21 protein-coding genes, 1 riboswitch and 1 other annotated feature are annotated in these 20,303 nt (G+C 49.7%); of the genes, 19 read left to right on the top strand and 2 right to left on the bottom strand.

Annotation, left to right across the window (positions count from 1 at the left end):
* Window positions 1–137 precede the first annotated feature (137 nt).
* On the top strand, window positions 138–569 hold the full coding sequence (locus AB4124_RS09885; protein ID WP_009595227.1) for a peptidylprolyl isomerase: 432 nt from the start codon (window positions 138–140) through the stop codon (window positions 567–569).
* Between the two features lie 69 nt (window positions 570–638).
* Here AB4124_RS09885 and AB4124_RS09880 read toward each other — a convergent pair whose 3' ends face one another.
* Window positions 639–1,040: an acyl-CoA thioesterase gene (locus AB4124_RS09880; protein WP_430113035.1), complete on the bottom strand. Its 402-nt coding sequence runs from the start codon at window positions 1,038–1,040 to the stop codon at window positions 639–641.
* Window positions 1,041–1,242: 202 nt separating this feature from the next.
* A riboswitch (FMN riboswitch) is annotated at window positions 1,243–1,427 on the top strand.
* A 267-nt stretch (window positions 1,428–1,694) separates the two neighbouring features.
* Here AB4124_RS09880 and ribD point away from each other — a divergent pair.
* The 18 genes from ribD (at window position 1,695) to AB4124_RS09790 (ending at window position 17,961) form a co-directional block, all read left to right on the top strand.
* Window positions 1,695–2,795 (top strand): bifunctional diaminohydroxyphosphoribosylaminopyrimidine deaminase/5-amino-6-(5-phosphoribosylamino)uracil reductase RibD, encoded by a 1,101-nt coding sequence (gene ribD, locus AB4124_RS09875; protein WP_441972643.1) that lies wholly within the window; start codon window positions 1,695–1,697, stop codon window positions 2,793–2,795.
* Window positions 2,796–2,814: 19 nt separating this feature from the next.
* Window positions 2,815–3,483 carry a riboflavin synthase gene (gene ribE / locus AB4124_RS09870; RefSeq protein WP_076320926.1) on the top strand — a complete coding sequence of 223 codons (669 nt, stop codon included), beginning with the start codon at window positions 2,815–2,817 and terminating at the stop codon, window positions 3,481–3,483.
* A 47-nt stretch (window positions 3,484–3,530) separates the two neighbouring features.
* Window positions 3,531–4,769, top strand: coding sequence for a bifunctional 3,4-dihydroxy-2-butanone-4-phosphate synthase/GTP cyclohydrolase II (locus AB4124_RS09865; RefSeq protein WP_441972641.1), 1,239 nt, complete (start codon window positions 3,531–3,533; stop codon window positions 4,767–4,769).
* A gap of 261 nt (window positions 4,770–5,030) precedes the next feature.
* Complete coding sequence (gene ribH / locus AB4124_RS09860; RefSeq protein ID WP_006209422.1) at window positions 5,031–5,498, top strand: 6,7-dimethyl-8-ribityllumazine synthase; 468 nt, start codon at window positions 5,031–5,033, stop codon at window positions 5,496–5,498.
* Window positions 5,499–5,563: 65 nt separating this feature from the next.
* Complete coding sequence (locus AB4124_RS09855) at window positions 5,564–6,355, top strand: segregation and condensation protein A (RefSeq protein WP_441972639.1); 792 nt, start codon at window positions 5,564–5,566, stop codon at window positions 6,353–6,355.
* Window positions 6,324–6,929, top strand: a complete 606-nt coding sequence (gene scpB, locus AB4124_RS09850) for an SMC-Scp complex subunit ScpB (RefSeq protein ID WP_441973032.1) — start codon at window positions 6,324–6,326, stop codon at window positions 6,927–6,929. Before AB4124_RS09855 ends, scpB begins: the two co-directional genes overlap by 32 nt.
* Before the next feature lie 189 nt (window positions 6,930–7,118).
* Window positions 7,119–7,799, top strand: coding sequence for a DUF2953 domain-containing protein (locus tag AB4124_RS09845; RefSeq protein WP_441972637.1), 681 nt, complete (start codon window positions 7,119–7,121; stop codon window positions 7,797–7,799).
* Window positions 7,772–8,221 (top strand): GerW family sporulation protein, encoded by a 450-nt coding sequence (gene ytfJ / locus AB4124_RS09840; protein ID WP_076320931.1) that lies wholly within the window; start codon window positions 7,772–7,774, stop codon window positions 8,219–8,221. Before AB4124_RS09845 ends, ytfJ begins: the two co-directional genes overlap by 28 nt.
* Before the next feature lie 236 nt (window positions 8,222–8,457).
* Complete coding sequence (locus AB4124_RS09835; RefSeq protein ID WP_441972635.1) at window positions 8,458–9,639, top strand: D-alanyl-D-alanine carboxypeptidase family protein; 1,182 nt, start codon at window positions 8,458–8,460, stop codon at window positions 9,637–9,639.
* 63 nt (window positions 9,640–9,702) lie between these two features.
* Window positions 9,703–10,335 carry a nucleoside recognition domain-containing protein gene (locus AB4124_RS09830; protein ID WP_076320933.1) on the top strand — a complete coding sequence of 211 codons (633 nt, stop codon included), beginning with the start codon at window positions 9,703–9,705 and terminating at the stop codon, window positions 10,333–10,335.
* 6 nt (window positions 10,336–10,341) lie between these two features.
* The gene (locus AB4124_RS09825) at window positions 10,342–10,875 is read left to right on the top strand and encodes a spore maturation protein (protein WP_076320934.1); all 534 of its coding nucleotides are present in this window, start codon (window positions 10,342–10,344) and stop codon (window positions 10,873–10,875) included.
* A gap of 125 nt (window positions 10,876–11,000) precedes the next feature.
* Window positions 11,001–11,339, top strand: a complete 339-nt coding sequence (locus tag AB4124_RS09820; RefSeq protein WP_441972632.1) for an N-acetylmuramoyl-L-alanine amidase — start codon at window positions 11,001–11,003, stop codon at window positions 11,337–11,339.
* Between the two features lie 21 nt (window positions 11,340–11,360).
* Window positions 11,361–12,116, top strand: coding sequence for a pseudouridine synthase (locus AB4124_RS09815; protein ID WP_071223906.1), 756 nt, complete (start codon window positions 11,361–11,363; stop codon window positions 12,114–12,116).
* A 125-nt stretch (window positions 12,117–12,241) separates the two neighbouring features.
* Window positions 12,242–12,769, top strand: coding sequence for a redoxin domain-containing protein (locus AB4124_RS09810; RefSeq protein ID WP_441972630.1), 528 nt, complete (start codon window positions 12,242–12,244; stop codon window positions 12,767–12,769).
* The gene (resB, locus tag AB4124_RS09805; protein WP_441972628.1) at window positions 12,766–14,469 is read left to right on the top strand and encodes a cytochrome c biogenesis protein ResB; all 1,704 of its coding nucleotides are present in this window, start codon (window positions 12,766–12,768) and stop codon (window positions 14,467–14,469) included. The genes AB4124_RS09810 and resB overlap by 4 nt, the downstream gene beginning before the upstream one ends.
* Window positions 14,456–15,709, top strand: coding sequence for a c-type cytochrome biogenesis protein CcsB (gene ccsB, locus AB4124_RS09800; protein WP_441972626.1), 1,254 nt, complete (start codon window positions 14,456–14,458; stop codon window positions 15,707–15,709). The genes resB and ccsB overlap by 14 nt, the downstream gene beginning before the upstream one ends.
* Window positions 15,710–15,809: 100 nt before the next feature.
* On the top strand, window positions 15,810–16,526 hold the full coding sequence (locus tag AB4124_RS09795; RefSeq protein ID WP_009595176.1) for a response regulator transcription factor: 717 nt from the start codon (window positions 15,810–15,812) through the stop codon (window positions 16,524–16,526).
* Between the two features lies 1 nt (window position 16,527).
* Window positions 16,528–17,961 carry an ATP-binding protein gene (locus AB4124_RS09790; RefSeq protein WP_441972624.1) on the top strand — a complete coding sequence of 478 codons (1,434 nt, stop codon included), beginning with the start codon at window positions 16,528–16,530 and terminating at the stop codon, window positions 17,959–17,961.
* 122 nt (window positions 17,962–18,083) lie between these two features.
* On the opposite strand, the gene serA is transcribed toward AB4124_RS09790, so the two are convergent.
* Entirely contained in the window at window positions 18,084–19,676 is a 1,593-nt protein-coding gene (gene serA, locus AB4124_RS09785) for a phosphoglycerate dehydrogenase (RefSeq protein WP_441972622.1), read from the bottom strand.
* A 191-nt stretch (window positions 19,677–19,867) separates the two neighbouring features.
* Window positions 19,868–20,098 (bottom strand) — a binding site (T-box leader).
* Window positions 20,099–20,303 lie beyond the last annotated feature (205 nt).

Raw genomic sequence — 20,303 nt, 5'->3', positions numbered from 1 at the left:
GCATGCCTTGGACTTGATATGGAATGTGCAAACCGGGACAAGATCATTTTGCTTCGAGGCTCAATTCATAGTAAACTATAGAATGCATTGTAAAAAAATCGATTGAAGCGTTCTAATAACGGAAGGAGATAACACATATGGCTAAAAAAGCAAAGATCACATTGGAGAACGGCAAAGAGGTAGTGCTGGATCTGTTTGAGAATGATGCACCGAACACGGTAGCTAATTTTGAGAAATTGGCAAACTCCGGGTTTTATAACGGTCTTGTATTCCACCGCGTAATCCCTGGGTTCGTAGCTCAAGGCGGTTGCCCACAGGGAACGGGAACAGGCGGTCCTGGCTATACCATCAACTGCGAGATCAACCCTAACAAGCATGAGCGTGGAAGCTTGGCCATGGCGCATGCTGGCCGCAACACGGGCGGAAGCCAGTTCTATGTATGCTACGAGCCGCAGCCGCATTTGGACGGACAGCATACGGTGTTCGGTAAAGTTGTTGAGGGCATGGAGTACGTGGATGCATTCAAAGGCCGTGATAAAATGGAAAAAGTAGAAGTATACGAAGCATAAAAATAGCTTCTGTTCAGGACAGGCTCACTCTTAAGGGTGAGCCTGTTTTTATTGTTATTCCGGTAGGAGTTACGCAGGGTCGGGAAATAATTGACGAAGCTCTTCCGGAACAGGCCGGCTTTTACGAGTATGTACATCCATCGCCACACTGGTAACGGCGGCATCCGCGCAAAGCTCTTCCTGTTTGTTGTAAATCTTCTGAAGCAGCACATAACTCGTACGACCCATAGAATGCGGTTCGGTCACGATGGTCAGCCGTTCGCCTTGGCCGCACTCCTTGCGGTAATTGATGTTGATATTGACGGTAACGGTCTGGACGCCAAGCCGTTTCAGCATATCATATTGAAGACCTCCTGCTTCATACCATTCCTCACGGCCCCACTCCAGATATTCCAGGTATTTGGCGTTGTTTACATGTCCGTTCACGTCGATTTCCGTAGGACGGACGATAATGTCCAGCGAAGTTTTCATCCCAGCTCGCTCCTTTTTAACTGTATCTAGTTCCCGTGTTTATCCTACTAAACTGTTCTCTCTATGGGGAGTATTCTCCTTCTGGAGTCCATACACATATTGGTGAATAAAGTTATAAACTTTAAAAAAGTTAGTTGTTTTTTCTTGCAATTATCAAAAGGTGGTGATAAGATTCTTCATAAGATCAAACAATTTCATATGTTTTATCCTTCGGGGCAGGGTGAAATTCCCTACCGGCGGTGATGAACGCAGTGATTGAGCTTTTGAAAGCAGATGGCTGTGTCTTAGTCCGTGACCCGGATACGCGTGTGTTGGTTACACACCGTATGCGGTGGACCTGGTGAAAATCCGGGACCGACAGTATAGTCTGGATGGGAGAAGGAGTGAGAGACACATAAGCAACATGTGCTATTTGTGTCTATGCACACAACGTGATATGCGTTATGTGCAGGTTTTCACATGCAATTCAAATCTGTGCTCGCGATGATTGGATGTCGCCGGTAACGGATTTGGGTCGTTTGTTATAGGCAAAACCTGCATTTATGACGGTTATTTAGTGTGTCAATGATTAACTCCTATCAAGCCCTGTTAAGGATTCCCTGAATCTTTGGCAGGGCTTTTTTATGTGAACATTGGGAAAGGGGCATGTTTACCATGGATATCGTCAACGATGAATTCTATATGTCACTTGCGCTGGACCTGGCTGAACGTGCTCAGGGTCAAACCGAGATAAATCCGGTGGTTGGCTGTGTCGTTGTTAAGGATGGCGCGCTTGCAGGGGTGGGAACACATTTGGAGCGCGGAACACCGCACGCTGAGGTTCATGCCCTGAATATGGCTGGCAGCAAAGCGGCGGGAAGTACGGTGTACGTGACACTGGAGCCCTGCAGTCACTATGGTACGACGCCGCCCTGCAGCGAGAGGCTGATTGCCGAGGGTGTTCAGCGAGTGGTTGTTGCTTGCGAGGACCCTAATCCTCTGGTTGCGGGCAAAGGGATTCAAATGCTGCGCGCAGCGGGAATTCGGGTTGAGACCGGTGTCCTTAAGGAACGTGCGCTTCGCTTGAACGAAACCTTCATTAAGTTCATTACGACGGGTCAGCCCTTCGTAACGTTAAAGACAGCCAGCACGCTGGACGGAAAAATCGCATCAAAAACCGGCGATAGCAAGTGGATATCCAATGAAGAATCAAGAGAGCTTGTGCATACGCTGCGTCATCGCCATCAAGGCATCATGGTTGGCGTGTCAACAGTTATCGCGGATAATCCGAACCTGACAACGAGACTTGGCGTGAAAGGTTTGCATCCGATTAGGATCATCGTGGATTCCAGCCTGCGAATCCCGCCCGACAGCCATGTCGTGACAGACGGATTGGCGCCAACGTGGATCTTGACGACGGAGAAGGCCGATGAGACGAAGCGGATCGGGCTGGAAGAGCTGGGCGTTCAGGTCATCCCCTGCGGGCCAGGTCCACGTGTGGATCTGAAGGTTGCGCTGGCGAAGCTGGGACAGAAGGGGATTGCCTCCATTTTGCTGGAAGGTGGCGGTACTCTAAATGGCTCGATGCTGGAACAAAAGCTGGTGGATCGGCTCATCCAGTTTATCGCCCCTAAGATTATCGGCGGGTATGATGCACCTGGAAGTTACATGTTCAGCGGGTATGAACAGATGGACCAAGCGATTATGCTGACAGGACTTGAGACGGAAAGACTGGGCGACAATATTTATGTCACCGGGATTCCGGTCTGGAAATAAGGAGAAAGGAGGGAAGCCTGTGTTTACTGGATTGGTTGAGGAGATCGGCGAAATGAGGCGTATCGGACGGAAAGGCGAAGCCATGCTGCTGAGCATTTCCGCTAGCCGGATCATGGATGATTTAAAGCTGGGGGACAGCGTATCCGTTAATGGCGTCTGCTTGACAGCCACAACGATTGACAAAGGAATATTTACGGTCGATGTGATGCCGGAAACCTACAGAAATACGAACCTTAAGGAACTGCAGCCAGGCGGAAAGGTGAATCTGGAACGGGCAATGGCGGCCGGAGGTCGATTTGGAGGCCATATCGTTCAGGGGCATGTGGATGGCGTCGGCGTCATTCGGAATGTGCAGGCAGATCAGAATGCCGTGGTATACGAGATTGAGCCCGCGAGTGGGGATGTATTCAAATATATCATTCCGAAGGGCTCCGTCACACTGGATGGAATCAGCTTGACCGTTGTCAAAACAACAGATTCCTCCTTTACGGTATCCATCATCCCCCACACGCTGGCGGAGACGGTGCTGGCATATAAAAAAGCAGGCGATACGATTAATATCGAATGCGACATTTTGGGAAAATATGTAGATCACCTGCTGCATTACGGCTCAGAAGGGGCCGGGAGCAGAGGCGGGACAAAACCGGGAATCAGCAGGGATTATCTTGCAGAGCATGGATTTGCCTAAGCCGAGTGCTTCACATAGAGTCTCCATGAGAAGAAGGAGGAGTAGCGATGGATGAGCGCTTTTCATTTCATACAATCGAAGAGGCGTTAACCGATTTGAAGGAAGGCAAGGTCGTCATTGTCGTAGACGATGAAGACCGTGAGAATGAGGGCGATTTTATCGCATTAGCTGATATGGCAACTCCGGAGGTCATTAATTTTATGATCACCGAAGGCAGAGGGTTGGTATGTTTGCCCATGACGCAGGCCAGAGCTCAGGAGCTCGACCTCAAACCGATGGTTACCCAAAATACGGATTATCATGGAACGGCCTTTACGGTCTCCATTGATCATAAGGATACCACGACAGGCATCTCGGCCTATGAGCGGTCCATCACCGTCAAAGGTATCTTGGATTCGAATGCATCTGCATCCGATTTCCGAAGACCGGGTCATATGTTCCCACTGATCGCAAAAGATGGAGGCGTCCTGCGCCGGGCAGGGCATACGGAGGCCGCTGTCGATCTTGCCAGATTGAGCGGGTCCTATCCGGCCGGTGTCATCTGCGAGGTGATCAAGGAAGACGGCACAATGGCACGGCTGCCGGACCTTGTGGAGATTGCGAAGAAGCATGATCTGAAGCTGATCAGCATCAAGGATCTGATTCATTACCGCAATGAAAAAGAAAAGCTGGTCCAGCGAGAGGTAGCTGTGCGGTTGCCGACCGATTTCGGCGTGTTTCAAGCGGTTGCCTACACCAACGACGTGGACAATAAAGAGCATGTAGCTTTGGTAAAAGGGGAGATCGATGGGAATGAGCCTGTCCTCGTACGCGTGCATTCCGAGTGCCTGACGGGAGATGTGTTCCACTCCCATCGCTGCGATTGCGGTCCCCAATTCGAGGCGGCCCTCCGCCAAATCGATGAAGCGGGCAGAGGCGTTCTTCTCTACATGCGCCAGGAGGGGCGGGGCATCGGCTTAATCAACAAACTGAAAGCCTACAAGCTCCAGGAAGAGGGACTCGACACTGTAGACGCCAACCTGAAGCTCGGCTTTGCGGCAGATCTGCGTGATTACGGCATCGGAGCCCAGATCCTGAAGGATTTGGGGATCAGAAAGATCCGGTTGCTGACAAACAATCCACGCAAAATCAAAGGCCTCGAAGGATACGGCTTGGAGGTGGTCGAGCGCGTTCCGATCCAAATGCCGGAGAACGAGGATAACACGGGCTACCTGCATACCAAGCAAGCCAAGCTCGGACATATGCTGAAATTCAACGATATTGAGCAGAACGAGAGCACCAATTAATCACCACATAACAAAAGGTCAATCATGTGGGGAGGTTTGCCTCATGGAACGACCCAGCGAAGAGGACGGAATGCTGCTGGAGAAGCGGTAGCGGTCGCCTTTAAATCCTGATTTCTTCCCTCCAGAAAATAGATCATGAAATCAGGAGTTAACAGCGATCGGAAGCAGCAGCCGTCAGCGCAGCGGGCAACCACATCGATGTTATCCCAAATCCCATGTTTGACCTTATATAAACTCCAAACCGAAAGGAAGTTTTCCATCATGGCAACTATATTTGAAGGTAAATTAGTATCCGAGGGATTAAAGTACGGTATCGTCGTAGGTCGTTTCAACGAGTTCATCACCAGCAAGCTGCTGAGCGGCGCACTGGACGCATTGAAGCGACACGGCGCACAGGAGAACGAAGTGGATGTCGCGTGGGTGCCGGGAGCGTTTGAAATCCCGCTCATCGCCCAAAAAATGGCAGAAAGCGGCAAATACGATGCAATCATCACCTTGGGAACCGTCATTCGCGGCTCTACCACGCACTATGATTATGTGTGCAACGAAGTGGCCAAGGGGGTATCCGCAATTAACCTGAAGACCGGTGTACCAACGATTTTCGGTGTCGTCACGACGGAGAATATCGAACAAGCCGTGGAGCGTGCGGGAACGAAGGCTGGCAATAAAGGTTGGGATTCCGCGATGGCAGCCATCGAGATGGCGAACTTGACGAAAAGCCTAAAATAGTGCTTATTTAATGTAGTGCTCTTTTTTAGAGCACTGCATTTTATTTTTTGGCGGGAGGATTCACCGTGACCGTATTATACAAGCTGGAAACGTTTGAAGGACCGCTCGATCTGCTGCTGCATTTGATTGATAAAGCGGAAATCGACATCCAGGATATTCCCGTCAGCGAGATTACCGAACAATACATGGCCTATTTGCACAACATGCAGGAGCTGGAGCTGGAGATTACGAGTGAGTTTCTGGTGATGGCTGCAACGCTGCTGTCTATAAAAAGCAAGTTATTGCTTCCGAAGCCTCCGGTTATCGAGATGGACGAGTTTGATTTTTATGAAGAAGATGACATGGATCCGAGATCAGAGCTTATTGCCAAGCTGATCGAATACCGCAAGTACAAAGGCATCGCCCGCCATTTGCATGAGAAGGAATGGGAACGCAGTTTAATTTATTCCAAGGAAGCCGAAGACCTCACGCCTTACATGCCGGAAGTGGAAGAGAATCCGGTGCAAGGATTACATATTTCGGATTTGATCGCTGCTTTTCAAAAAGCATTAAGCAAAGCAGTCAAGCGCACATCGTATGCCCGCATTCAGCGGGATGAAATATCGGTTAAGGACCGGATTCGTCAGGTCATTGATGCCCTGGAGGAGGTTGGGCCGGGAGGCAGGATCCTGTTCTCCAAGCTGCTTCACGAAGAGATGGTACGGCATGAAATCGTGGTAACCTTCCTGGCCATTTTGGAACTGATGAAAATGAAGCAAATTTTGTGCTACCAAGAGAAGTTGTTTGAAGATATCGTCATGGAGTGGAGAGGGGAAGGACGCATTGATGGATTATCCGAAGCTGAAATCGATTATTGAGGGGCTTCTGTTCCTGTCGGGAGAAGAGGGCTTGTCGGTTAGGCAAATTGCTGAGATCACCGAGCAGTCGGATGGCCTGGTTGGCGAAGCGCTTGAGGACATGAAGGAAGAATGGGAGCGTTACGAGCGGGGGATTCAGATCGTACAGATTGCGGGGAGCTACAAAATCGCTACGCTGGCCGAACATGCTCCGTATTTTGAGCGCCTGGCGTATTCGCCTTCCCGTTCTTCCTTGTCACAAGCCGCACTCGAAACACTCTCCATCGTTGCCTATCGTCAACCGATTACGCGTGTAGAGATTGAAGACATCCGCGGCGTCAAGGCCGAACGGGCGATCCATACGCTGGTAAGCAAAGGACTGATCGAGGAAGTCGGACGGGCCGAGGCGATTGGCAGACCGATTTTGTATGGAACAACCAAGTCTTTCCTGGAATATTTCGGACTTGCCAATATCAAGGAATTGCCGGAGCCGTCGCAATTTGAGGATAATGATAACTTGGAAGAGGAAACGCAGCTGTTGTTCGATAAGCTTGATGGTCGTCAACTTACGTTTGATGATGTAGAGGAAAGTTAGCCATTATACAACACAATAGGCTGTAATAGAATCCTGGGCGTGGAGAAATCCACCGTCCGGGATTTTTTAATGTCACTTGCGAAAGTTTGAAATCAGGGACATGGAATCGTTTCGCATCATTTGGGGGCACTTTTGCCATACTAAGCCAAGCGGATTACATTTTACTAAGTACGTTTTGGGGGTTACTTCGTGAGGGTATGGATCTTTCTGGCGGTCGGTTTGGTCGTTCTCCTCATCGTATTGCTGGTCGTTGTGCTGAGCTCCAAGGTAACGATTAAGCTGGATGTGGTTCTAAGAAAAGATGAATATAAATTGTTGGCGGAAATTAAAATGATCTTCGGATTGATTACGCGGAAATATGAAGTCCCCTTTCACCTGGCAAACGGTGGGATCGAGTTTAAGAAGGAAACCGTTCCCGTAGAGCAGGGGATTCCCCTCCGTTCGAAAGAGCAGGAGGATCCTTCAAGCAGAACTATTCGATACAGGGACTATGCGCGGGTATTGTGGTCTACAAAAGGTTTCAAAAAATGGACGAGAAAGACGATGGCGGCCGTTCATCTCATGGATGTGCGCTGGTCAACCCGGATTGCGCTTGAGCATGCGGCCGATACAGCGGTAGCGACCGGGCTGCTGCATGGCATCAAGCATACGCTTCTGGGATGGATGTCGTATCGCCTGATCATGGAAGAGATGCCCCAAATCGATGTGGTGCCAATCTTTAACGGTCCGCCGCAAATTTCCACAGAGCTAAACTGCATAGCGAAAATCTCCTGCGGAAAAGCTATGTATGCTGGACTGGTACTTATAGTTCGCGTGTTAAAGGTGAAAGGAGGAATTAGATCATGGCAGAACACCCTATTCAAGGCTTGATGCAAACGGCTATGGAAAACATCAAGGGAATGGTGGACGTTAATACGATTGTAGGCGACCCGGTGAATACGCCTGACGGCAGCGTTATCCTGCCAATCAGTAAAGTGGCTTTTGGTTTCGCTGCCGGCGGTAGCGACTACAACGTTGAGGCGGGAGGCACACACTCAACTACCACGAACGGGACGCATCACGATCACAGCGCCCTTCCTTTTGGCGGCGGTAGCGGCGGTGGCGTGTCCATTCGGCCGATTGCTTTCCTGGTCGTGGGTAAAGAAGGAGTGCACATCGTGCCGCTCGACAATCAAACCCATCTGTTTGAACGGATTATTGATGCGACACCGTTTTTACTCGATCAAATCCAGTCGATGTTTCAATCAGGCAGCAATGCCGCGAACGACACCACGCCTCCGCCTGCGTACTGATGGAGCAAGCAAATCCCTTTCGTTCACAACGAAAGGGATTTTTGCTGTGAAGATTAGTGGATTTATAAGCTTTCAGCCGAGGCTAAACTCAAACCGTTGATTGCTGGAAAAACTTCACTTTAATGGGGGGCGGTCTTGGTGAAAGTACGTCGACAGACGTTTCTATTGCGAAATGGACATACCTTTAGCGTGAACGACATATACTTGTACAAGATTTCTGAACACCGGAGGATAAGATGATGAAAATGAAATGGACGAACTGCAAGTCTTTGTTATCCATGTTAATTGCCATAAGCTGCTTGCTGGTTACGGCTGTCCCCGTGCATGCAGATCATGAGAATGGCCCCGCCAATCATGCGCAGGCAGCTGCACTGATTGATGTCACTTCCGGCAGAGTGCTGTACAGTAAGAACGGGGACGAGCGTTTAAGAATCGCTAGTCTGACCAAGATCATGACAGCCATCGTGGCAATTGAACACGGCAAGCTGGACGATCGTGTCAAGATCTCCAAAAATGCTTTTGCCAAAGAGGGCTCCTCGATCTTCCTGAAGCTTGGTGAGGAAATGAGGCTTGAGAATCTGCTGTACGGCTTAATGCTGCGATCAGGCAACGATGCCGCGACGGCCATTGCCGAACATGTCGGGGGGACGGAAGAAGGCTTTGTGTTGCTGATGAACGAGAAGGCGGCCGGGCTCGGCTTGACGAACTCGCATTTTATGAATCCCCATGGACTGGATCATGATGAACATTACTCTTCTGCTAATGACGTAGCCAAACTGACGGCCTATGCCCTCAAGAACCCTGTCTTTAGCGAGATTGTCAAAACCCCGACCAAGAAAGCGCCCAATCCGAATGAAGCGTGGGACTACAAATGGGATAACAAAAACAAGATGCTTCGTTTCTACGAGGGGGCGGACGGCGTCAAAACCGGTTACACCAAAAAAGCATTCCGCTGCCTGGTGAGCTCTGCCACCCGAAACGGTCAGCAGATTGCGGCGGTCACGCTGAACGACGGCAACGATTGGAATGATCATTCCAAGATGCTGGATTACGGATTTGCCCATTTTCCACTGAAAAAGGTTACGGAGAAAGGGCAGAAGATCCAGGGCTATCCACTCGTCACGGGCAGTTCCTTTACGTATGCGTTCGCGCATGATGAGGAAGCACGCTTGGTGAAGAAACTGGTCCTGCATAAAGCGAGCACACCCGACTTGTCTTTCGGACTACGGGGTCATATTGAACTGCTGCTCGATAATGTCAGCATCGGCAAAATTCCAGTCTATGCGGAAGGAAGCAAGCTTCCTGAAGTCCCTGAGGTCTTGCAGAAGTCAAGAAGCACATCCGGACCACTCGGTTCGTTGTCGCTGTGGCAGTCTGCAGGAGAGGTGCTTAGGCATCTGTTCAGGGCCAAATCATAACTAGCCTTCGCTAAAGAGATCGTGGATTCTCACGGAGCGGGGGCAGCAAACGGGGGCGAAGAGATGATCAATTTGATTTGGATGGGGATGATACTGATCGGCGTTTGCTTTGCGGCAGTGAACGGGAATATCGAAAGTGTTACAAAAGCCGCATTTGACGGAGCCCAGACGGGAGTGACTGTCTCCTTCGGTCTCATCAGCATACTGGTGTTCTGGCTTGGCATGATGCGCCTGGCAGAGGACGCGGGCCTGCTGAAGAAGGTTGCCAAGCTGCTGGGCCCGGTTGTCCGCTTCCTGTTCCCGGATGTACCGAAGAATCATCCCGCTATGGGATATATACTGTCTAACATGAGCGCCAATTTGTTCGGTCTGGGCAATGCGGCAACTCCGATGGGAATCAAAGCGATGCAGGAGCTTCAGAAGTTAAACCCGGATAAGGAAACAGCTTCTCCGGCGATGTGTACGCTGCTTGCATTAAACACGGCCAGCATTACGCTGATACCGACAACGCTAATCGCAATCAGGTTAAATTATGAGTCCGCTAATCCTTCGGAAATCGTCGGTACCACGCTTTTGGCCACTGCGATTGCAACGGCGGCCGCCATAATGGCTGACCGATGGTATCGAAGACGGACGATACGCCGCCAGAAGCCGCCGGGAATCGGTACAAGCCTGAACCCGGATGTGAAGGGGTGATGAGGGTTGCTATCATGGATTAATCTCGTATCCGCTTGGTCTATTCCCATTATTATCGCATTCATTCCGCTTTATGCTTATACGCGCAAAGTGCCCGTATATGAATCGTTTGTGGATGGAGCCAAGGACGGCTTCTCCACAGCGATTGGGATTATCCCGCACTTGGTCGGCATGATGGTTGCCATTAGCGTATTTCGGTCTTCCGGTGCGCTTGAGTTTTTTGTGGGTTGGACGGGCCCCTTTCTGCAATCGCTAGGCGTACCGAGCGAGATTTTGCCTTTGGGAATTCTCAGGCCGTTGACGGGCACAGGCTCTCTCGCTTACACGACTGAGCTGATCCGCGCATACGGTCCGGATTCCATGATTGGCCGAATTGCTTCGACCATACAAGGAAGCACGGACACGACTTTGTACGTTCTGACCGTCTATTTTGGCGCCGTGGGTATCCGGAATGGCAGGTATGCGCTGAAGGTGGGGCTGTTCTCCGATTTGATCGGTTTTATTGCGGCGATTGCCGTATGTCTGCTGGTGTTTGGATAATTAAGACATGCGGGCTGTCTGAGTAAGACGGAGCGTTTTTTCTATGTAACATGACGTATGCCTATACCCTCGATTCCATCGCGTCATATACTGCTGCAGTTACAAATTGTAGTAGGGGTGATGCAATGGAATTCGAGGGTTTTGTTATTCATCATACCGTGTGCGAGCGGGAACCGCTGAACTGGGATTTTAAAATCCATCAGGACGGCTCGGTCTCTTCTTCATCCATGCTGGTTCAGCCGGGACAGATTCACATCTGTCTTGAGGGCGACTTCAATATTGGCTACCAGTCCATGTCGCTGGACCAGAAAACACAGCTGTTCACCGCCAGCAAAATCATTTTGGAGCTATCCAGACTCCATGATATTTCCCCGTTATACTTGTTTCCTCACTCCGACACCTGTCCCGGGGCACATTTTCCATGGAACGCGCTTGTGATTTATCCTGTCGATGGTTATCATTAGGAATGAGGTGACCTAACGAACATGGAGAGATTACAGAAAATTATGGCACAGGCCGGAGTCGCTTCCCGCCGCAAGTGCGAGGAATTGATTCTTGAAGGCAAGGTGCAGGTAAACGGAGAGACCGTTACCGAACTCGGCACGAAGGCCGATCCAGCCCAGGATATCATTACGGTTTCAGGCAAACCGATAAAGAATGAGAAAAAGGTATACATTATGCTGAATAAGCCGAAGGGAGTCATTACAAGCGCTTCTGATCCCGAAGGCCGAAAAATTGTATCGGATTATCTCAAGGGCATTAAAGAGCGGGTATATCCGATTGGACGTTTGGACTATGATACAGAAGGACTCCTGCTGCTGACCAATGACGGCGAATTTGCCAATCTGCTCAGCCACCCTAAATATCATGTACCCAAGACTTATTTGGCTACCGTGAAAGGGGTGCCCCATGGCACCGAACTGGACAAGCTTCGCCAAGGGATTATGCTGGAAGACGGCATGACGTCTCCTGCCGAGGTGGAGTATAAGGATGTGGATCCGGATAATAAACAATCCGTCATATCGATTACCATTCATGAGGGCCGCAACCGTCAAGTGAGAAGGATGTTCGAAGCGATTTCCCATCCGGTAACGCGATTGAAGCGTATATCTTACGGTGATCTGCTGCTGCAAAATTTAAAACGGGGCTTGTACCGCCATTTGACTGCGGATGAAATCAACCAGCTTTTGCAGATGGCGAAAGCCGCTAAGCCGGGCGGGAAACCGAAGAGAAAACGTTAAACCCGACACATAATATTCAAAATGGCGAGCGGCGTTTATGACAAATTTCGTTATAATTGTTCATAGGATGTTCACACCCGTAGTATACGATATGATGAATGTCATAGAAAGGAAGCTGCTGCTTTATGGGCAAATCAAAGAAAAGCGTACAGATTGTGATTCTGCTTGCCATTATCCTGATCGGAGTGTACGCCGTTGCAACCGTTGTATTCGGCTCTGATGAGGTTCCCAAAGTGGGTCAAAAGGCAGCGGATTTTGAACTTCTAGGCATGGATGGCGGCGTACATACCATGAGTGAATACCAGGGTAAGGCCAGGGTGATTAATTTCTGGGGCACCTACTGTCCGCCATGCGTGCGGGAAATGCCGGCTCTACAAGCTCAGTGGGAGAAATGGAGCAGTCAAGGCGTTGAGATCATCGGAATTAATGTGGGAGAGAACAAAATGACCGTTGAGAATTTCGTTGCTCAAACCGGCGTGAAGTTCCCCATACTGATGGATCCGAAACGGAATGCTGTTGCCAGCTATGGGGTTGGGCCCATGCCAACCACCTTTTTTGTTACGGCCTCTGGCAAGATTGACCATATTCGTATAGGCGAACTGGATTTGAACACCCTTGATAAACAAATTGAACAGTTGGTGAATGCGAAATGAGTCAAGGTCCCAAGCCTTTGATCCAGAACACGAAGTGTGATTGTGGACACCAGAATCCAACGGGGACGGTCCTCTGCGAGGCTTGCGGGAAGCCGCTGACCGAGGAAGCGGAGGCCCAGCCGATTCTGGAAATGCGGTATGACGGCGTTGCTCGTCGATCACAGAAAGTAAACCCCGGTATGATCGATAGGGTATGGAATTTCTTTTCTTCGGTAAAAGTAGCAATATATCTGATATTGCTTACCTTGATCGGCTCCTCGCTGGGGACCATCTTTCCGCAGGAAAGTACATTCCTTAATATTGACCCCTCAGTTTATTACAAAGAGGAGTACGGACAGCTGGGGCATATTTATTACTTGCTCGGGCTGTCTCATACATACACGTCATGGTGGTTCGTGCTGCTGCTTGTCATGATCGGCGCATCGCTTGTCATTTGCAGTCTTGACCGGGTCCTGCCCCTGTACAAAGCGCTCAGCAGACAGCGGATTCCGAAGCACATGTCCTTCCTTACCCGCCAGAAGGTGGTATACCAAGGGCATGTTGATGAAGACGGTGCCGACTGGGTTGAACGGGTGAAGCCAATCATTAAAAAGAAGGGTTACCGAGTGCGAACGGATGGCGGAACCCTACTGGCAGAGAAGCAGCGGTTCAGCCGCTGGGGCCCCTATGTTCTTCATATCGGTCTGATTGTTTTCCTGCTTGCAGTTCTTGGACGGAATCTTCCCGGACTGCATATGGACGAGCACATGGCTTTCCCTCAAGATGAACCGGTGCACATCAAGAACACCAGTTACTATTTATTGAACGATGGCTTTAAGGTGGAGTTCTACACCGAGGACGATATGCCTGAGGAATTCAAAGGCAAGAATAAAGTACTGCCGAAGGAGTTCCAAACCCAGGCGATCCTGTATATGTGCGAGGCCAATTGCGACGATTTTGATAAAAAACCTCAGCTCGTGGAATTGACACGCCATAATATCGAGGTGAATCATCCTCTTAATTACAAAGGGTTAAAAGCTTATCAATTCGATTATGATCTGACCCCGATTCTCCGTTCGGTTTCGCCGGTGCTGATTAACAGTAAGAACGGGAAGGAATACGGCAAAATCACCTTGTCGATCGACGATCCTCAAAGAGAGTATCAGGCGGGAGAATATACGTTAACGCTTACACAATCCTTTACCGATTTTGGACTCGGCGATAACGGCAAACCGGTAAACCTGTCACCTAACCCGAATGCGCCTGCATTCTTATTTCTGATTAAGGGACCTGAACTGCCGAAGGAAGGCATTCAATACTTCTACTTCCCTAAACAGATTGACAAGGAACGCTTTAATCAGGAAGCGATCAATGCACAGCTGGCGGGTGGGGAAGCGCTCGTACAACTGGATGTACGGAGCATGGACGATGTGGACTTTTCGGAATCTACGACTTATCTGAATATTCGTGTGGATAAAGCCATGCCGTTCATTTGGATTGGTTGTTTTATCGGTATGCTCGGCCTGATCATGGGCTTTTATTTCACCCATCGCCGGATCTGGCTGCGTATTGATAACGGAACGCTGACCCTTGGCGCACATACGAACAAGAACTGGTTTGGGCTTCGCAAGGAGATCTCCGCGATCCTCAAGCAAATGAATATCGAAGTCGATGAAAAGTCATTGGAGAATAACAGGGGGACTAAGCATGAAACTAATTGATTTTAGCGGCAACGCATTTATCGTTGCTTTTACCTTGTATTGTGCGGCATTTATCATGTATGCACTTGCCGTTATGGGACGACGGTTCCGCAAGCGGGACCCGGAAGCCCATTTGGCTAAATGGGGGAAGATTGCATTTGTGACGGCATCGATCGGTTTGATCGGACATCTGCTGTACTTCTTTACGAGATGGGCGGGCTCTGGACATGTGCCTGTCAGCAACATGTATGAGTTTATGACCTTCTTGTCCATGGCAATCATGATTGCCTTCCTCGTACTTTATTTTATCTACAAAAAATCGCTGCTCGGATTGTTTGCACTGCCGTTGGCTATTCTGATCATGGCGTATGCTGCTGTGTTTCCGCAGGAGGTGCAGCCGCTGATTCCTTCGCTTCAGTCCTATTGGCTGGGGATTCACGTAACCTTGGCTGCACTGGGCGATGCATTTTTTGCGGTCGGTTTTATCGCCGGCCTGATGCACTTGCTCCGTACCGTTAACTTTAGCGGAACAGACAAAGGCGCGCGCAAGGAACAGCGCTGGCTTGAACTCTGCATGTTTGCCATCGTGATCCTGATCGGATTTATTTTGTCGGTATACAGCTTCCGTGCGAGCGGATATCAGGCTGAATTTAACCAGACTTTGGTTGACCCGAAGACAGAAAATAGTACAATAGTAAAAGTGGAATATAACATGCCACCGCTTGTCGCACCTTATAAAAGCGAAACGGAGAGCATGCAGCCCTTCTTGGGCATGAAATCTCCACTCATGGAAGCTCCGTCCTGGATGCACGGCGTGAACGCTGGACGTAAGCTGAATACGGTGATATGGTCGCTGATCACGGGGTTGATCCTGTACGGATTGCTCCGCCTTATCCTGCGCAAGCCGCTGGCCAAGTTCATTCAGCCTGCCCTTAATAGATTGGATCCGGACGATCTGGATGAAATCAGTTATCGAGCCATTGCGATTGGGTTCCCGGTATTTACACTGGGAGGTCTCATATTCGCCATGATCTGGGCAGAAATTGCCTGGGGCCGGTTCTGGGGCTGGGATCCGAAGGAAGTATGGGCGCTTATTACATGGTTGTTCTACAGCGTGTACCTTCATCTCCGGCTATCGCGCGGCTGGCAGGGTAAATATTCGTCCTGGCTGTCCGTTATCGGCTTTATCGTGGTCATGTTTACGCTGGTCGGCGTCAACTTGATAATCGCGGGTCTGCATTCCTATGCGGGAACCGATTAATGTAAATCGAATAGCAGTGAATGATCAATCAGAAGGGCCCTTTCTTAATCAAGAGGGCCACTTCTGATTTTCCCTATAAAAATGAAGGAGTTGGCTGCCAATGTCAGAGCACGGAAATCGCATACTAGTTGTTGATGATGAAGAACGAATTCGCCGATTGTTAAAAATGTATTTGGAGAAGGAAGGGTATGAAATCGAAGAGGCGGAGGATGGAGAAACTGCTCTTCGCAAAGCAAGTTCCGAAGACTACGGGCTCGTTATTCTGGATGTGATGCTGCCCGGGATGGATGGTGTCGAAGTGTGCACACGTCTCCGTCAGGTAAAGTCTACGCCTATTCTCATGCTGACTGCCAAGGGTGAGGAGATCAATCGCGTACAGGGATTTGAAGTGGGGGCCGACGATTATGTTGTGAAGCCGTTCAGTCCGCGCGAGGTGATCTATCGTGTTAAAGCGATTTTACGCCGCTCGTCCGCTACGGCCTATTTGAGCAAGGAACCGAACCCAAGCAACAGCATTGTTTTCCCGCATTTGATCATTGAACATGATGCTCACCGCGTGACGGCCGGAGGGCATGAAATCAGCTTGACGCCGAAGGAGTATGAGCTTCTGCACTACCTAGCCTCGTCCCCGGACAAAGTATTCTCGCGCGAAGAACTGCTTAAGGACGTATGGAATTATGAATTTTTCGGCGATCTTCGCACCGTCGATACCCACGTAAAGCGGCTGCGCGAGAAGTTAAATAAGGTATCCGCAGAATCCGCAGCGATGATTACGACCGTATGGGGAGTAGGCTACAAGCTGGAGGTACCGAAGTAACGTGAGTTTCTGGAGATCACTCGTCGGCAAGTTGTGGATTACGATAACCTGTTTAGTCGCGTGCGTACTGCTGACGCTCGGATTATTTTTGCTCCCCTATATCGATACCACGTTTGCGAATTCGGATGCCATCAAACGTTTATTTACTTATGTGGCCATTATTGGTTTTTCGATGACCACCTTTTTCGGGTTGTTTCTGTTAACGAAGATTACCCAGCCCATGCAGCAGCTCATTGAGGCAGCCAATGACATCCGTAAAGGGAAGTATGGCACTCGATTAAATTTGGTAACCAGTGATGAGATTGGCGAGCTGGCCAATACGTTCAACCATATGGCAGCAGAGCTGGAAACGAATATCCGCAATTTGAACCATGAGAAGGAGCATCTATCCAGTGTGCTGAGAAGCATGAGCGACGCGGTGATTACTTTTGATAATCATGGTCAGGTCATTTTGGTGAACCCGCCAGGGCAGGAAATCATGAAAACCTGGAAAGGGCTGCAATGGGATGATGAGCTGCAGGGCGGAGGCTGGGCGGCCGATGTCATGCCAAAACCGCTCAGTGAGCTTTATTATGCCACCGTGAACGAAGGAAAAGACCAAAGCGCTGACCTGCATGTGAAGCAGGGAATATGGTCAGCCCATATGGCTCCCTTATATTCGGATGAGGTGATCCGCGGCGCCGTTGTCGTGTTAAGAGATATTACCGAGCAAGTTACGCTGGAGAAAATGCGTACGGATTTCATCGCCAACGTGTCGCATGAAATCCGTACACCGCTGTCCATGATGCAGGGCTACAGTGAAGCGCTGCTTGACGGAATGGCAGCTTCACCGGAAGAGAGCAGAGAATTGATACAGGTAATTCATGAGGAATCGCTTCGTATGGGCCGACTGGTGAAGGATCTGCTTGATTTAACCCGTATGGAAGCGGGGCATGCAGAGCTGTCCCTGCGGAAGATGGATGCAGGTGAATTGTGTGAAAGGGTATATCGGAAGTTTACTGTTCGAGCCAAGGAGCGTGGTATTGATCTTCAGCTTAATAAACTTCACTCGAATCTTCTGCTCGAAGCGGCGGATGAAGATAAGCTAGAACAGGTGCTGACCAATCTGCTGGACAACGCTTTTCGTCATACGCCTTCAGGCAAGCAGATTCGAATCATTGCGGATCGGATTACCGTATCGAACACAGAGGCTCTCCAGGTGAAGATTAGCGACCAAGGCGTCGGTATTCCGCCTGAGGATCTGCCTTTTGTTTTTGAGCGATTCTACAAGGCCGATAAAGCGCGTGTACGGGGGGAGACGGTGGGAACCGGTATAGGCCTCGCCATCGTGAAAAATATCGTGATTGCGCATCATGGTACGATTAACGCAACAAGTGAAGTAGGCGAAGGAACGGTGTTTACGATGATCATTCCAACAAAATCGGCAGAAACTTAGGGAATGTCTCCACAAAAGACAAAACACGCTCACAGGGAGCGTGTTTTTTGTTGAAATTAAGAGGTTAATCTTGTTCTACGTGGAACAATGATTAACCTCTTATATCTTAAATTGGCCTGAATTTAGCCCAGCGCGATTTGCTGCGCGGTGTTCAGTTCCGGCAGCCCGGTAAGCTTGATCAGAACGTCCTTAGGAACGTCTTTATCCACCGTCAGAAGCATGATGGCTTCCCCGCCGATGACTTTACGTCCAACCTGCATGGAGGCGATGTTGACATCGTTCTCGCCGAGCAGCGTTCCGACACGACCGATAAGGCCCGGTTTGTCGTTATGGGAGATCAGAATCAGATGACCTTCCGGAGAGATATCGACCGGGAATTTATCCAGACGGACGATCCGTTCGCCGTAACCCAGCAGGAGGGTACCTGCAACAATTCGTTCCAAACCGTTTTGCGTTTTAAGCGTAACGGTAACGAGGTTGGTAAAGTCTTTGGTTTTTGGTGTCTGGGACACAACGACGTGCAGATCACGGATCTTCGCCAAATGCATGGAGTTTACAATATTCACTTCGCTTCCGAGGTGGCGTTCGAGCACACCCTTCACGATGTATCGGGTCAGGGCTTGCGTATCGACTTCAGCCAGCTCGCCTGCATAGTCAACGTGAATCTCCTTCACCGCGTGTGCGGTGATCTGAGCAGCTACACTGCCCAGTTTCTCGCCGAGCGAGAAGTATGGCTGCAGCTTGTTCATCACGCTAGCCGCTACAAGCGGGAAGTTGACCGCATTCTTAAACGGCTCGTTGCGCAGGATATGAAGCACTTGTTCCGATACATCAATCGCAACGTTCTCCTGAGCCTCAACGGTAGATGCACCCAAATGCGGGGTTACAATAACCTTTGGATGGTTCAGGAACGGATGATCGCTTTCAGGCGGCTCATGTTCGAACACGTCAAATGCGGCTCCGGCAACAATGCCTTCATCGATGGCTTCCACGAGGGCACGTTCGTCAATAATGCCGCCACGGGCGCAGTTCACGATGCGCATGCCGCGCTTCATGACTTCGAATTGCGGTCTTGCGATCATATGGCGGGTTTCCGGCGTAAGCGGAGTATGGACCGTAATGAAGTCTGCGCTGCGGATAATGTTATCTACCGAGGAGAGTGTCACGCCCAGTTTGTCCGCACGCTCTTCCGTCAAGAACGGATCGAAGGCAAGGATGTTCATGCCGAAAGCCTTGGCGCGTTTAGCTACCTCACTGCCGATCCTTCCCATTCCCATAACGCCCAGCGTTTTGTTGCGCAGCTCAACGCCGAGGAAGGATTTGCGGTCCCAGGATCCGCCTACCGTCTTGGCATAGGCCTGCGGGATGTGGCGGGCGAGGGCAATCATCATGGCAAATGTATGCTCTGCAGTGGTAATCGTGTTACCGTCAGGCGCATTAATAACAACGATCCCGCGTTTCGTAGCGGCTTCAAGATCGATATTGTCAACGCCAACACCAGCACGGCCGACAACCTTGAGATTGGTTCCCGCATTCATAATGCGTTCTGTCACACGTGTCTGACTCCGTACGAGGAGCCCGTCATATTCACCGATAATGGCAGTGAGCTCATCTTCATTAAGCCCCGTTTTTTTGTCTACCTGCACATCGGCGGCATCCATTAATTGCTGGATCCCCAAATCACTGATCGGATCCGATACCAATACTTTAAACATGGTTTCTCTTCCTCCTTAAAATCCTCTATAAATTGCGGTATTGCAATATTGAATAAGGATTACGCTGAGCGTATTCCGTTATACACCAAAGATTCCAATAGAGCTGCAAGAGGTCTATACAGGTTTGACGCGGTGTCGTGGCAAAGAGACAGGAACATAAAAAAACTCCCAATCCGCATACTACCTCCGTAGTAAGGGACGAGAGTTATTCGTGGTGCCACCCTTATTCGCTGCCAAGATGCGGCAGCCTCAAGCGGTCTGTTCAGACCATGATTGGTAACGGATATCATCCGATTTGCGCCTACTTCAAGTTTCAGCGAAATATCTCAGGAACGCTTAAGAATACTTTTACGCCACCGATTTACACCAACCATCGGCTCTCTGAGGACGTTACAGCTTCTCTTTTCCATCATCGGTTTTCACAGATTAATTTTTTCATAATGTATCATGGCTCTAACATTGTGTCAATAGGTGTTTATTCCGTCCATAGGCCTTATAGTAGGGGAAGAATCAAGGGTTAGCCTTGAATGTCATGCCGTTAATTTGCTATGATGCATATGCCCGCCTATGATTGAATTATTCTGATATTACTATGGTTGTCCACGAAAATAATCTTTAAAAATCAAG

It is taken from the genome of Paenibacillus sp. 2KB_20 (assembly GCF_052115765.1).
Classification (GTDB): Bacteria; Bacillota; Bacilli; order Paenibacillales; family Paenibacillaceae; genus Paenibacillus_AQ.
This window is presented reverse-complemented; position numbering and strand designations above follow the sequence as displayed.

Coding starts and splice junctions, on each gene's coding strand:
- AB4124_RS09885 (WP_009595227.1), top strand. CDS start 138: ATGGCTAAAAAAGCAAAGATCACATTGGAGAACGGCAAAGAGGTAGTG.
- AB4124_RS09815 (WP_071223906.1), top strand. CDS start 11,361: ATGGAGAGATTACAGAAAATTATGGCACAGGCCGGAGTCGCTTCCCGC.
- scpB (WP_441973032.1), top strand. CDS start 6,324: ATGGATTATCCGAAGCTGAAATCGATTATTGAGGGGCTTCTGTTCCTG.
- serA (WP_441972622.1), bottom strand. CDS start 19,676: ATGTTTAAAGTATTGGTATCGGATCCGATCAGTGATTTGGGGATCCAG.
- AB4124_RS09830 (WP_076320933.1), top strand. CDS start 9,703: ATGATCAATTTGATTTGGATGGGGATGATACTGATCGGCGTTTGCTTT.
- resB (WP_441972628.1), top strand. CDS start 12,766: ATGAGTCAAGGTCCCAAGCCTTTGATCCAGAACACGAAGTGTGATTGT.
- AB4124_RS09820 (WP_441972632.1), top strand. CDS start 11,001: ATGGAATTCGAGGGTTTTGTTATTCATCATACCGTGTGCGAGCGGGAA.
- ytfJ (WP_076320931.1), top strand. CDS start 7,772: ATGGCAGAACACCCTATTCAAGGCTTGATGCAAACGGCTATGGAAAAC.
- ribH (WP_006209422.1), top strand. CDS start 5,031: ATGGCAACTATATTTGAAGGTAAATTAGTATCCGAGGGATTAAAGTAC.
- AB4124_RS09810 (WP_441972630.1), top strand. CDS start 12,242: ATGGGCAAATCAAAGAAAAGCGTACAGATTGTGATTCTGCTTGCCATT.
- AB4124_RS09835 (WP_441972635.1), top strand. CDS start 8,458: ATGATGAAAATGAAATGGACGAACTGCAAGTCTTTGTTATCCATGTTA.
- ccsB (WP_441972626.1), top strand. CDS start 14,456: ATGAAACTAATTGATTTTAGCGGCAACGCATTTATCGTTGCTTTTACC.
- AB4124_RS09880 (WP_430113035.1), bottom strand. CDS start 1,040: ATGAAAACTTCGCTGGACATTATCGTCCGTCCTACGGAAATCGACGTG.
- AB4124_RS09795 (WP_009595176.1), top strand. CDS start 15,810: ATGTCAGAGCACGGAAATCGCATACTAGTTGTTGATGATGAAGAACGA.
- AB4124_RS09865 (WP_441972641.1), top strand. CDS start 3,531: ATGGATGAGCGCTTTTCATTTCATACAATCGAAGAGGCGTTAACCGAT.
- ribD (WP_441972643.1), top strand. CDS start 1,695: ATGGATATCGTCAACGATGAATTCTATATGTCACTTGCGCTGGACCTG.